Source organism: Listeria welshimeri serovar 6b str. SLCC5334 (genome assembly GCF_000060285.1).
GTDB lineage: Bacteria > Bacillota > Bacilli > Lactobacillales > Listeriaceae > Listeria > Listeria welshimeri.
The window spans coordinates 1,411,896-1,426,090 of sequence record NC_008555.1 but is presented as its reverse complement, the minus strand read 5'-3'; the positions used below and the strand labels follow the sequence as shown (position 1 = coordinate 1,426,090).

At 34.4% G+C, this 14,195-nt stretch carries 12 protein-coding genes; 5 read left to right on the top strand and 7 right to left on the bottom strand.

Annotation, left to right across the window (positions count from 1 at the left end):
* The first annotated feature begins 38 nt into the window (after positions 1–38).
* From LWE_RS07210 to LWE_RS07195, 4 genes are all read left to right on the top strand, one after another.
* Positions 39–1,208, top strand: a complete 1,170-nt coding sequence (locus LWE_RS07210) for a thiolase family protein (protein WP_011702227.1) — start codon at positions 39–41, stop codon at positions 1,206–1,208.
* 171 nt (positions 1,209–1,379) lie between these two features.
* On the top strand, positions 1,380–2,720 hold the full coding sequence (locus LWE_RS07205; protein ID WP_011702226.1) for a MucBP domain-containing protein: 1,341 nt from the start codon (positions 1,380–1,382) through the stop codon (positions 2,718–2,720).
* A 187-nt stretch (positions 2,721–2,907) separates the two neighbouring features.
* Entirely contained in the window at positions 2,908–4,689 is a 1,782-nt protein-coding gene (locus tag LWE_RS07200) for an InlB B-repeat-containing protein (RefSeq protein WP_011702225.1), read from the top strand.
* A 174-nt stretch (positions 4,690–4,863) separates the two neighbouring features.
* On the top strand, positions 4,864–5,109 hold the full coding sequence (locus LWE_RS07195; RefSeq protein ID WP_011702224.1) for a hypothetical protein: 246 nt from the start codon (positions 4,864–4,866) through the stop codon (positions 5,107–5,109).
* Positions 5,110–5,492: 383 nt separating this feature from the next.
* Here the strand turns inward: LWE_RS07195 and LWE_RS07190 are convergent, their stop codons facing one another.
* The 3 genes from LWE_RS07190 to mdrL all read right to left on the bottom strand — a co-directional run bounded on the left by LWE_RS07190 (position 5,493) and on the right by mdrL (position 7,601).
* The gene (locus LWE_RS07190; RefSeq protein WP_041176345.1) at positions 5,493–5,711 is read right to left on the bottom strand and encodes a helix-turn-helix domain-containing protein; all 219 of its coding nucleotides are present in this window, start codon (positions 5,709–5,711) and stop codon (positions 5,493–5,495) included.
* Between the two features lie 15 nt (positions 5,712–5,726).
* Positions 5,727–6,275, bottom strand: coding sequence for a DUF2975 domain-containing protein (locus LWE_RS07185; protein ID WP_011702222.1), 549 nt, complete (start codon positions 6,273–6,275; stop codon positions 5,727–5,729).
* Between the two features lie 132 nt (positions 6,276–6,407).
* Positions 6,408–7,601 carry a multidrug efflux MFS transporter MdrL gene (gene mdrL, locus LWE_RS07180; RefSeq protein WP_011702221.1) on the bottom strand — a complete coding sequence of 398 codons (1,194 nt, stop codon included), beginning with the start codon at positions 7,599–7,601 and terminating at the stop codon, positions 6,408–6,410.
* Positions 7,602–7,767: 166 nt separating this feature from the next.
* On the opposite strand from mdrL, the gene LWE_RS07175 reads away from it, so the two are divergent.
* Positions 7,768–8,298: a helix-turn-helix transcriptional regulator gene (locus LWE_RS07175; protein WP_011702220.1), complete on the top strand. Its 531-nt coding sequence runs from the start codon at positions 7,768–7,770 to the stop codon at positions 8,296–8,298.
* Positions 8,299–8,332: 34 nt separating this feature from the next.
* Here LWE_RS07175 and pflA read toward each other — a convergent pair whose 3' ends face one another.
* The 4 genes from pflA to mutL form a co-directional block, all read right to left on the bottom strand.
* Entirely contained in the window at positions 8,333–9,079 is a 747-nt protein-coding gene (gene pflA / locus LWE_RS07170) for a pyruvate formate-lyase-activating protein (RefSeq protein WP_011702219.1), read from the bottom strand.
* A 76-nt stretch (positions 9,080–9,155) separates the two neighbouring features.
* Positions 9,156–11,387: a formate C-acetyltransferase gene (gene pflB / locus LWE_RS07165; RefSeq protein WP_011702218.1), complete on the bottom strand. Its 2,232-nt coding sequence runs from the start codon at positions 11,385–11,387 to the stop codon at positions 9,156–9,158.
* A 426-nt stretch (positions 11,388–11,813) separates the two neighbouring features.
* Positions 11,814–12,362 (bottom strand): glycerol-3-phosphate responsive antiterminator, encoded by a 549-nt coding sequence (locus tag LWE_RS07160; RefSeq protein WP_011702217.1) that lies wholly within the window; start codon positions 12,360–12,362, stop codon positions 11,814–11,816.
* A gap of 16 nt (positions 12,363–12,378) precedes the next feature.
* Complete coding sequence (gene mutL / locus LWE_RS07155; protein WP_011702216.1) at positions 12,379–14,190, bottom strand: DNA mismatch repair endonuclease MutL; 1,812 nt, start codon at positions 14,188–14,190, stop codon at positions 12,379–12,381.
* Between the last annotated feature and the right edge of the window lie 5 nt (positions 14,191–14,195).

Sequence of the window (14,195 nt, the reverse complement as noted above, 5' to 3'; positions counted from 1 at the left end):
GATATAATACGAGTAGATTACATTTAAAGGAGATTGCTATGAAAGAAGTAGTTATAATAGATGCCGCTCGAACACCAATTGGAAAATTTGGTGGTAGTTTGAAAGATGTAAGTGCAGTAGACCTTGGTGCTATCGCTTTAAAAGGCGTTTTAGAAAGAGCCAACATCGCTCCAGAACGCATAGACCAAGTTATTTTTGGAAATGTTTTACAAGCAGGTCTTGGTCAAAACGTGGCTAGACAAGTAGCTATCAAAGCCGGAATACCTTATAAAGTCCCAGGTGTGACAATTAATGAAGTTTGTGGATCAGGTTTAAAAGCCATTATGCTTGGTAGACAAGCTATTCAACTCGGGGAGGCCGATATCGTAGCAGTAGGAGGGACTGAAAATATGTCTCAAGCTCCTTTATTACTTAACCCTGAATTTTATGGCGAAGAAATTGATTCGAAAAACTTAAAGAATAGTATGCTGATTGATGGATTAACAGATGTTTATGGTGAATATCATATGGGAATTACAGCTGAAAATGTTGCCAAAAAATTTGCTGTATCGAGAGAAGAACAAGACAAATTTGCCCATAATTCGCAAATGAAAGCCGCAAATGCCCAAGAAAAAAATCTTTTTGAAGAAGAAATTGTTCCTGTTCGCTTACCGAATGGTTCATTTTTCGAGGGTGACGAAACAATCCGAGCTAATTCTACGTTAGAAAAATTAGCTACTTTGAAAAGTGTTTTTCAAGAAGATGGAACAGTTACTGCTGGTAATTCTTCTGGTATCAATGATGGAGCTTCTGCTGTTATATTAATGTCTAAAGAAAAGGCAATTGCTGAAAATATTCCTTATTTGGCTACAATCAAAGTTACTTCAGAAGTAGGTGTTGATCCGGCGATTATGGGCTATGCACCATATTATGCAGTAAATGAAGCTTTAGCAAAAGGTGAGTACTCTATAGATGATATTGATTTATTCCACTTAAATGAAGCTTTTGCCTCTCAATCAGTGGCAGTAGCTAGAGATTTGAAAATACCTGAAGAGAAACTTAACATATATGGTGGAGCAATCGCATTAGGTCATCCAATTGGTGCTTCTGGTGCTCGTATTGTTGTTTCGTTATTAAATGAATTAAAACATGAAAATAAACAAGTCGGTTTAGCTTCCTTATGTATTGGTGGCGGTATTGGAATCGCTATTGTTATTGAAAGAGCTTAATTATATTAATAAAAGCTAAAATCAGTTATTCTCTGATTTTAGCTTTTTTGATTGTATTTTTTGTCATTTTCGTGAACAAGAATAAGTTAAATTTGTGAAATATCTTACGAAAATACGCATTCAACCGTTTTTGGTGCTAAAATATAGTTATTCCAACAAACAGGAGGTCCTATGAAACAGCATAGAAGAAGCATATTTATTTTAATTATATTTATGTCCATCATTAGTTTGACTTTCAATCCATTTTCAGCCAAAGCAGCACCATTAATGCTAAATATACCAGCTCCTCAAGTTGATCCACTTTATATTGGTGATGACTATATTACCGGGAAATTGCAACAAGAAGTACCCATGCAGTATCCTGGTAACGCAGCTTATGTCCTTTTAAACAATAAACAATATTATATTACGGATTATACTGTAGAGAATGCTGAGAGTTTCCGCCTTAAATTACCTAAAACACTTGAACCAGGAGATACATTAAATTATTTCACTATCACTGGGAGTGTCATTGATCCTGTTGCTTATCCGGGGCAAGTATCATACAAATTAGCCGGGCCATTCACAGCGATTGAGAAAGCAAGAGTGCAAATTAATTTTGTGGATGAAGCAGGCCACACACTAGCACCATCAGATACAATGTCTGGGAAGCTCGGTGAAGAGTATAAAACCCTTCCAAAAACAATTGACGGTTTTCAGGTAAAAGAAACACCTACAAATGCAACTGGAACCTACACAACAAACACAAACATTACACAAGTGAATTATGTTTATGAAAAAACTCTTGTCGATGGAGAAAATGTGTCTATCCAATATGTCGACGAAGAGACCAATGAGGCAATCGCACCAGAAGAAATACTTTCTGGAAAAATTGGCGCTTCTTATCAAGCAGAAATAAAAACAATGGATGGTTACGAATTAAGCCAAATGCCTCCAAATCAAACTGGGACTTATACCAACCAGCCGCAGCTCGTCGTTTTCAAATATAAAAAAATGACGACTCCTCTAGAAACAGCAAAAGACGTCACTGTAACCTACGAAGACACAAATGGCAATCAACTTGCTGATCAAATCAATTTGACAGGGGAGATTGGGGCAACTTTTGAAACAGAAGAAAAATCTTTTGAAGGTTACTCATTAACTAAAATACCCACTAATCGGAGTGGCATATTTACAACTGAAAGCCAAGAAGTAGCTTATATTTATAGTAAAGATAACGACAGTGAGATAGTTGTTCCGACTAATCCAACCAAACCTATCACACCCACTATTTTAAGAAAAGGTATTTCGACAACAAATGAACCTACTAAAATAGTGAAACCTATTGTTGAAACAGTTACTCAAAGCTTATCAAACTCATTTGAAAAGCCAGTAAAAAATATTATTCAACCAGCAAACACTTATGAATTACCGAAAACAGGTGATACAACCAATAATTTATCTTCCATTATCGGTTTCGGCCTATTAATAGGTGCTATTTACATCTTTACTACAAGAAAAAGTACAAAATAAGTTGAATTAACCTTAATTACATTTGGTAGTTAAGGTTTTTATTTTCTAAATGGGAGCGAAGTTAATAGACTTGTCACAATTAATCTAAAAAATGACATGTTTAAGTAAACTATCATGGGAGTTATCTGTTATATTTAAAGGGTATATAATAAGTATGATATTATGATGAATTAAAAGGAGATTAAAAATGAAAACAAAATGTATTTTACTGCTTAGGATAACTCAAAATCTTCTAGCTTTAATGTTAATTGCAGCTGTCAGTATGTGGATTATTATAGGTAATGAAACAGAAGTACAAGCAGATACCATCACACAACCTACAGCTATTAATGAGCTTTTTCCTGACTCTGATTTAGCTGAAGTTATGCGAGTCGAATTAGGAAAGACCAGTGTAAATGATATAATCTCTCAAAATGAGTTGGACACATTAACAATCCTTAACGGGGGAAATAAGAATATCAAATCGATTGAAGGTATTCAATATTTAAACAATTTAGTGAAAATAGACTTAAATGAGAATGACATAAGCAATATAAATAATTTAGCTGGATTAACTAACTTAAAAAATCTTAATTTAGGTGAGAATTTACAACTAAAGGATATTACCGCTCTTTCTGGATTAACTACTTTAACCAATTTCACTGTAGGTTCACTGGAGTTAAGTGATATCAGTGCTCTATCTAATTTAGCTAACTTAACTGATTTATGGATAGCTTCTCCAAAATTAAGCAATATCAGTGCCTTATCTAATTTAACCAATCTAGAAAGTTTGACAGTAAGAATTTCTCCAATAAGCGATTTTAGTCCAGTAGCCAATTTAATTAATTTAAGAAATTTAGTTTTAGATCAAGATGGGTTAAAAGATAGTGATTTAATTTATTTGAACAATTTAACGAAATTAACGGAATTAAGTTTAATTGATAACAATATAAGTGATATTCGCTCACTAGTGAATCTCACTAGCTTAACATCTCTCTCGTTAGATGATAACCAGATTAAGGATATAAGTTCTTTATCCGGTCTAGCCAATAATTTAAGCTACTTGAATATTAGTGGTCAAAATATTAATAATCCTATTATACCTTTTCAAACTGATTTAAGTATTCCTAATAATGTGATAGGAATTGATGGCACTTTATTAGACCCATTACCTGATTATATAAGTGATGAAGGAAAGTATAATAGTCCAAATATCACTTGGAATTTGCCTACTTATGTTCCTGAAGTTAATTATGTTTATTACCAAACCATTCCAATTAGCCAAGGAGAAACTGCTATCTTTCAAGGTATAGTATATCAACCCTTGCAAGAAGAAGCAGTATCTTATAAAGTAGTTTTTAATATAGAGGGAAAAGAAACTAATGAAATGGTTGAAGTGGATAGCTTTTTAGAAGAACCTGCTACTCCAACGAAAGAAGGGTACACTTTTACTGGATGGTATGACGCAAAAATTGGTGGAAACAAATGGGATTTTGCATCAGATACTATGCCTGCAAATGATATCACATTATACGCACAGTTTAGCATCAATAATTATACTGCAACTTTTAACATTGACGGGAAAGAAACCACCGAAAGTGTTGCATATCAAAATTTAGTAACAGAGCCAACCGCTCCAGTGAAAGAAGGATACACATTCACTGGGTGGTATGACGCAAAAACAGGTGGAAACAAATGGGATTTTGCATCAGATATTATGCCTGCAAATAACATCACTTTATACGCCCGATTTGCAAAAAATACCAGTCCAAAAAATGATAAAGGAACACCTGCAAAAGGAAATAATGGATCAAATACGAATATGAAACTGACTGCAAGCCCCAATCCAATTGAAGGAAAAACCTCAAAACCTTCCAACAAACAGTTACCTTCAACAGGCGATGAAAATAACTTTTTACCAATCTTTTTAGGTGTTTTATGCATAAGCTTAGCAAGTGTTCTAGTTTTTTGGAGAAAACAACTTAAATAATAAAATTTTTTATCAAAAAAACTAGCAAAGAAGACGAAATTTGTCTTCTTTTTTTATGTACTTTTAATGAATAATACTTATAAAAAGTGTTCTAAATTGATAGATATGTTAAAATCATAGTGAAACTATAAACAATTATATGACTATTAAGTACTACTAAGTGAGGTAATATTTATGAATAAAGACGATTATATGCTATTTAAAGAAGGACTTTCACGTGGAGAGGAATATTTATTTACATACCATGATGTTAATTATTGGATTAGTCATGGGCCTAATGGTGACAGTAGTTTAGCTAGAGATGACGGAACATATTGTCAAGATTTCAATTCTTTGGAAGAGCTTCTAAAAAAAGCTAAATTAGAAGGAAAAACTTTAGATGAAGCGCGTAATGAAATTGAGTGGGGTATTGCTGAATAATTATTTAACTAATAACAACTAGGAGATGAATGTGTTGAGAAAAAGAATTATTAGTTTGTTTTTCGGAGTTATTATTATCTTGATTATTGGCTTGTATATTTCGTATATACATATGAATCAAAATTTCATTTGGATTGCCGGGATACTATTGTTGTTAGGCACTGTTTTCAATTGGTTTTTATATAACAAATATTTCTCTAAAAGATAATAAAAGATTGAGAGAGGGTATAAATTCTCTCTTAATTATACTTGTAATTTTCTAGTTTACATAATATATATTATAGGAAGTAATATGTATTATGTAAACAGACTTACTTATTAAAAATATAAAAAATCGTGCTAGAATTAACCAATCTAACACGATTTTTATTGATTATTGATTCTTACTCGCTAAAATCATCACTGACATATTCTAAAATATCACCTGGCTGACAATTTAATACTTTACATATTTCATTTAAAGTTGAAAAACGAATTGCACTTACTTTACCAGTTTTTATTTTAGATAAGTTGACGTTTGCTACGCCGACTTCTTTGGATAGTTGATTTAATGATATTTTACGATCGGCCATTATACGATCCAGCCTCAATACAATTGCCATCATTTTTCGCCCCATTCATAAAGTTTCATCTGATTCTTTTTGCAACAACGCCCCATAACGAAATATCTCTGTTAAACAATAAAAAATAATTGCAAAGAAAAATGACATGTTCAGTCCAAAAGTAAAACTATAACCCGGTATTAGTATGGTATGCAAAACAGAATACAATATTTGTGGAGCTAAGGCATAAATTAGTAATAAGCCTGCAATTTTCCGCAATCTATTGATTTCAATCTCACTGAAAGGCGTAAATCCAGTTGATAAGTCCTTAAAAATCAGACTAGCAATCCATAGTAGCCACGCGATTAAAATACAAGTAAAAATGGCAACACCAACTAAAATCCACTGCTCCGTTTGAATATACTGCTGATTATCTGGAATGGCAAAAAATTCTGTTTGAAAATAAAAAATAGTATCTGATTCCAACTTGTTCATTATTATATTTTTGCTATTAAATAATTTCATAAAAAAGACGATTATTGCTATTACCACTGAACTTACCGATAAAATTTTAAGTACAACATGCAGAAATGAACTCATTTTTTGTAAACGTTTTAGTTTCATGTGAATCTCTCCCTTTTTTCTTGATTATACCTATAAATAATAGTTCGTGTCAATATATTTTTAATGATAAACGTTAAATAATTAATTCTTAACATAAAAAAAGACTGAGTAAATTACTCAGCCACTTTGATTTTATTCACTTTTTACTGAAGTCGATTGTTGTAAGGTAAAATGTGCTGGCTTTAATTTAATGAAGAGTAAACCCATACCAGCTAAACAAATAACACTAGCAACAATAAATGGCATTTTCAGCCCAAATGCTTCACTGAGTAATCCAGAGCAAAGCGGTGCAAATGCTGCACCCAACCAACGCACAAAGTTATATGCGCCACTAGTGACACTTCTTGCATATGGTGAATGTTCCATAACAGTTGTTGTAAATAAAGCATTATTTATTCCTAAAATTAGTCCAGAAATAACGATTAAACCAATATCAACTGCTGTATTATCAATAAAACCAAGCAAGGCTAAAATTACCGCACAAGCAAGTAAGGAACCCTTAAGTATTTGTTTGCTATTAAATCGAAATTCTAGTGCGTGAGAAATTTTGGCAGAACCAAGTGCTAGACAAAGTCCCCAAGCGAAAAATACAAAACCGATTTGAATAGCTGATAATCCAAGAACGAGTGGTGAATAAGCTAGTATAGTAAAGAAACAATAATAGTAAAACATGCCACTAAATGCAATTTGCAAAAATGGTCGATATTTAAATAAATGTAACATTTGTTTAATGGCAACTTCATTTTTTTCAGTTGGAGCTTGCACAACCTTCTTAGGTTCTTTCACCTTAAATAAAATAAGTAAAAATGCAATAAAAATTAAACAAGCTGTTGCAAAAAATGGATAACGCCATGATATATTACCTAAAATACCACCTAGCAAAGGTCCAAAAGCCATTCCAAGCCCCATAGAAGCTTCATAAATACCAATTGCATGTCCTGGCGTCTCTGATAAAGCAATAAGCATTGTCATTGCTGTAGCCATAAACATCGAATTACCAAATCCCCAACCAGCACGAAAAATTGAAAGCGCCCCAATTGTATCTGACAATCCACATAATAACGCAAAAATAGTAACAATAAAAAGTCCGATAACAATTAGCTTTTTATCCCCTAATTTCCCTGCAACTATACCAATCGGAATCATCATAATCGCCATGGTAAAAATATAAGCAGTAAACAACATTTCTACTTGAGAATGCGATGCCCCAATACTTTCTGCTATAGAAGGTAAAAGTGGATCAACTACCCCTATTCCCATAAATGCGAGCAAACTAGCTGCTGCAGTAATCCATTTCCCTGTATTCATTTCCTTGTCTGTTATCATAATACAACTACACTTCCCTTTCCAAATAAAACTCAATTATTATATTACGCTTGATAAATACTAATGTCAATATTTACATATATAATTTATTACATATGTAAATATTTTACTTATTGATGTTTATCGCTTACAATAAGGTTAAATAGAAATTTAGAGGTGCTGTTGTATGATCCCAAATGTACTAGAATATACTTTATTACAAATGATTGCTCGTGAAGCATCAAGTGGTTATGAGTTAGCAAATCGGCTTCGAATTATGCAAAATACACATCACAGCCAAATCTACCCTTCTTTATCTAAGCTAGAAAAAGCAGGTTTGTTGGTTGTACATAAACATTCCCAAAATAAAAAGCCTGATAAAAAAGTCTATACTATCACTCAATCTGGTTTAGATTCTTTGCTTGAATGGTCAGAAACTCCACTTAAAATACCTGTAACCCGAGATGAATTTACAACGAAAATACAATTAGATTGGCTAAATAACACTAGAACTAAAGGACTTATTCAAGAAAGAGAGCGCTACTTAAAAGAACAATTAGGATTAATTGAAGAAACGCTTGACCACTTTGCCAAATTATTTGATTTAAAAACCAAACAAGACAAGTTAAAAAACATGTCTTATCAAGTGTATGCAAGACGATTAGATTTGATTCAAACAGAACTAAGATGGTGCGAAGAAATGTATAAAATACTATAAAAAAACCGGCGAATTTAGGATTCGCCGGTTTTTACTATTTATAACTACTTGTTTCTAAAATCTTATTAGCCAAAGCTACCACTTCTTCTTCTGGTGCTTCGATACCTTCTAAAGGATAACGAATGCCCATTTCTTTCCATTTATAAACTCCCATTGTATGGTATGGAAGTACATCCACTTGTTTTACATTTGGAAGTGTTTGAATGAATTCATGAAGCTTTGTTAAATCTTCAGGATCATCGGTTTTAGTTGGAATTAGTACATGTCTAATCCAAATCGGTTGCTCTTTATCACGCAAATAGTGAGCAAAATCAATAATTGGTGCATTAGATTTTGTAGTCAGTTTTAAATGTTTTTCTGGGTTAATTTGTTTAATATCAAGTAAAATTAAATCTGTTACTTCCATCAATCGGTCCAATTTCTCGATAAACTCAGGATCACGTGTGAAACAACCACCACAAGAGTCGATTGTTGTATGGACACCTGCTTTTTTACATAGCGTGAAAAACTCAATTAGGAAATCTACTTGAAGTAAAGGTTCACCACCACTAACTGTAACACCACCACCTGATGCATCCCAAAACTCTTTATATTTAATCGCTTCGTTGAATACATTTTGCGCAGAACGTTCTGTGCCAGTACCAATTTTCCAAGTATCGGGATTATGACAAAATTGGCAACGAAGCAAACACCCCTGCATAAAAACGATAAAACGGATACCTGGACCGTCTACTGTTCCCATTGTTTCTACTGAATGAACTCTTCCTAAAACCTCTGTCATAATTCTCCTCTTCCTTTCCTAAATAACAAGGATTGCTACTGGTGAGCAATCCTTGTTGAAGCGTTCTCGCCTATAATTACATAGATTCGTGCATTGTACGGTGAATAACATCTAATTGTTGTTCACGAGTTAATTTAATGAAGTTCACTGCATATCCGGAAACACGGATAGTTAATTGAGGGTATTCTTCTGGGTGATCCATCGCATCAAGTAATGTATCACGATTAAATACGTTGATGTTTAAATGATGTCCCATTTTTGTAGAATAACCATCGAGCATTGCCACTAAATTATTGATTTGAGATTCGTCTTCGCGACCTAATGCTTTAGGTACGATAGAGAATGTGTTAGAAATACCGTCTTGACCATATTCGTAAGGAAGTTTAGCAACTGATGATAATGAAGCTAAAGCACCTTTTGTATCACGGCCATGCATTGGGTTCGCACCTGGTGCAAATGGTTCACCTGCACGACGTCCGTCTGGTGTGTTACCAGTTTTCTTACCATAAACCACGTTAGAAGTGATTGTAAGAACAGAAGTTGTATGAACTGCATCACGGTAAGTTTTATGTTTTCTAACTTTTGTCATGAATGTTTTTAGAAGCTCTACTGCGATTTCATCAACACGGTCATCATTGTTTCCGTATTTAGGATAGTCGCCTTCGATTTCATAATCAACGACGATACCGTCTTCGTCACGAATTGGACGAACAGTAGCATATTTAATAGCAGATAAGGAGTCAGCTGCAACAGAAAGTCCAGCGATACCAGTTGCCATTGTACGTAATACTTCTGTATCGTGTAAAGCCATTTCGATACGTTCGTACGCATATTTATCGTGCATATAGTGAATTACGTTTAGTGTATTTAGGTAAAGTTCAGCAATCCATTCCATCATTGCATCATATTTTTCCATAACTTCTTTGTAATCTAATACATCGCCTTCTACTGGACGGTAAGCTGGTCCAACTTGTGCTTTAGATTTTTCGTCAATACCACCATTGATTGCATAAAGAAGTGTTTTAGCAAGGTTAGCACGAGCACCAAAGAATTGCATTTGTTTACCAACACGCATTGCAGAGACACAACAAGCGATTGCGTAATCGTCACCCCATTTAGGGCGCATAACATCGTCATTTTCATATTGAATAGCAGATGTTTTGATAGACATTTTAGCACAGAATTTTTTGAAACCAGACGGTAATTGAGTAGACCAAAGTACAGTTAAGTTTGGTTCTGGAGCTGGTCCTAAGTTATCTAATGTGTGTAAGAAACGGAAGGAGTTTTTCGTTACTAGTGGAACGCCTTCTTCCGTAATACCACCAATGGATTCAGTAACCCAAGTAGGATCTCCAGAGAATAATTCATTATAATCCGGTGTACGAGCAAATTTCACAAGACGTAATTTCATGATGAAGTGATCAACAATTTCTTGCGCTTCTTCTTCAGTGATTAAGCCATTGCGAAGATCACGTTCTACATAAATATCAAGGAATGTAGATGTACGACCTAAACTCATTGCAGCACCATTTTGTTCTTTAATTGCAGCTAAGTAACCAAGGTACAACCATTGGAAAGCTTCTTGTGCAGTTTTAGCAGGGCGAGAAAGATCGAAACCATGTTTTTCACCTAGCACTTTTAGTTCGCCAAGAGCACGGATTTGTTCGTTTAGTTCTTCACGTTGACGGATAACGTCATCACTCATTGTGCGTAAACCTGTATTGTTTAAATCTTGTTTCTTTTGTTTAATTAAGAAATCTACTCCATAAAGTGCTACACGACGGTAGTCACCAATAATACGGCCACGGCCATATGCATCTGGAAGACCAGTGATTACGCCAGATTTACGAGCTGCGCGCATTTCAGCTGTATAAGCATCAAATACACCTTGGTTATGCGTTTTGCGGTATTCAGAAAAAATATGACTAATTTCTTCATCAACTTTAAAACCATAAGATTCAGCTGCTACTTCTGCCATACGGATTCCACCAAATGGTTGTAAAGCGCGTTTGAACGGTACGTCAGTTTGAACACCGACAACTTTTTCTAAGTCTTTGTTTAAGTAACCTGGGTCATGTGAAGTAATGGTTGAAACGATTTTGGTATCCATATCCAGTACGCCACCGTTTTCACGTTCTTGTTTAGTTAAGTCCATTACTTGATCCCAAAGTTTTGTTGTTGCTTCGGTTGGGCCAACTAAGAATGTGTCGTCACCGTCATATAAGCGATAGTTTTTTAAGATAAAGTCACGTACATCTACTTCTTGTTGCCAGTTACCACCTGCGAATTCATACCATTGTTCAGTCATCATATAACCTCCATTTATTGTTCAATCTCGAGCGTGCTTTTTTGAGCAAACTAATTTATAAATAAACTACACTGTTATCATAACATATTCTACAAAAAATGCTACAGTTTTGTGCAATGTTTTTCAAACTTTTTTATGAACTTTCTGTGACTTTTATACTTAAAATAGCATGAATTAGGCGTTTATGCTGTTTTTTTAGTTTGTTATCATTCTAATTTTGTTTTAATTTTAAGTTTTATTTTTTTGCTGTATTACTTAAGACCACCCTTTCTGTTATGGTACAGTTTGAAAGTAGAAAATTCCTATAGAACAGCTAGAAAACGCTTAACACTTTGAAGCGCAAGGGTTGCACGAGTTATATAGCGTTTTCATTGTTTTTCATAAAAAAAGCTAAAACGTTTTATATAAACGATTTAGCTTAAGCTTCTACCATAAATGCTTATTCGATGTGGTTACAGCAACTGCTCCGCTTGCGATTACTTGATCGATTTGTTCTTGTGTTTCAATCAATCCACCAGCAATAACAGGAATATGCAGCTTTTGGGTCATTTTTTGTACTTGTTCTGGAATAATTCCAGGTAAAAGTTCAATGCAATCTGGTTGAACTTTTTGAATCAGAGCTACGCCTTTGTTATATGCACTAGAATCAATCATAAATAAACGTTGGATGGCAAGCATTTTATGTTGTTTTGCCTTCATAATGGCATTACCTCTTGTCGAAATAATACCATCTGGATGAATTTCCTTACATAAAAAATCAATAGCATAGTCATCATTTTTTAAACCATTGACTAAATCAGCATGTAAGAGCACTTTCTTACCGGCAGCTTGCGCGTACTTGACTAAAGATTTAAGTTGCGCGACGTGTGTTTCCAACATAACCATGTAAGTTAAATCTAGTTCTAATATTTTTTCCATATCTTTTTGATTGTGCGCTGCTGGGATGATCGGTTGACCAGAGAATGGTAACTCCAATGATATTCCTCCTCTTTTACATTACGCGTTTAAACATTTTTTCCAGTTCGTAAGTCGAATATTGAATAATAACAGGACGACCATGGGGACATGTGAATGGATCGCTTGCTTCTCTCAGTGTATCAAGCAAAGCTTCCATATCTTGCATAGTCAAATAGTGATTTGCTTTAATTGATTTTTTGCAACTCATCATAATCGCTGTATCTTCTCTTAACTTATGAATGCTGATACTCGGCGCCGAAAGTGCTTCATCGATAATTTCCCGCAACATTTCCTCTTCTTGATTTTTTGGAAACCAAGTTGGATGTGCACGGATAATAAAGCTATTTTGTCCGAAGTTTTCAAGAAAAACACCAACTTCTTCTAATTTTGTTTTTTGTTCTTCCAAACGAACATATTCATCTGTTGGGAATTCTAAGACGATTGGTACTAGTAATTCTTGCAGTTCGCGGCTTACTTCGCCAATTTTCTCCCGATAAAATTCATATTTAATCCGTTCCTGTGCGGCATGTTGGTCAATAATATACAAACCATTTTCGTTTTGAGCAAAGATATAGGTTGCATGCATTTGACCAATTGGATACATTTTAGGAATCCGTTCTTTTGGCTCTTCTGCTTGTTCAGGTTGAATTTTTGAATCATAAGTAGGCAGTGTTTCTAAAATAAAATCGTCTTCTCGAGATGTATCTTCATCAGAAGGAACATATTCTGGGACATTCGGTTTGGAGAAAAGTGTTGGTGTTTCTTTTGGTAGCTTATTTTCTTCAAATGACATCTGAATTTGTTCAGATTTTTGTTGCTCTTTTTGTTTTTTCGAAACTTCTCCATCTGGTATTAATTGCAATTGATGAAAAGCCTCTTTAATCATTTGACTAATGAGCTGGCCAAGTTCTTTTTCTTTACTCAAACGAACTTCTAATTTTGCAGGATGAACATTGACATCTACAATAATTGGATCCATTTCAATTTGTAAAACGATAATTGGAAAACGCCCAATAGGTAGAAGTGTGTGATATCCTTCTTGAATTGCTTTAACTAATGCAAAATTTTTGATAAAGCGGCCATTAATAATGGTCGAGATATAGTTACGATTAGAACGATTCACTTCTGGCAACACAGCGTATCCTGAAATGTTAAAATCGAGTGACTCTGCTTTCACTGGAATTGATTTCCGAGCAATTGAAACGCCATAAATAGCTGCAATGACTTGTCGCAAATCACCATTACCATTTGTTTGTAGTAAAGGTTTTCCGTTATGCGAAAAGCGGAAACTAATATCCGGATGTGCTAAGGCAAGTCGATTTAAAATGTCGGTAATATTTCCAAGTTCCGTTGGTAAACTTTTTAAGTATTTTAATCGAGCTGGTGTATTAAAGAATAGTTGCGAAACTTCGATTTGCGTTCCTTTTCTGGCATGGCCGCTTTTTTGCTCCATGATTTTTCCGCCCTCAAGGGAAATAGTCGTTCCCTTTGTTTCGCCAGTAGAGGTTTCCATGGATAAATGGGAAACCGAAGCTATACTAGGTAAAGCTTCACCGCGGAAACCTAGTGTATGCACACGGAATAAATCTGCTTCATTTTTGATTTTACTTGTGGCGTGGCGTAGAAATGCGGTTGCAACATCTTCTTCTTCAATACCACTACCGTTATCAATAATTGTAATTTTATTTAATCCCGCTTCTTCCACCAAAATATCGATAACGGTGCTCCCTGCGTCAATGGCATTTTCTACTAATTCTTTAACAACAGAAGCAGGTCTTTCTACAACTTCTCCCGCCGCTATTTTATTGGATAAAGCATCGGTTAATTCAACAATATGTTTAGCCATTCAAA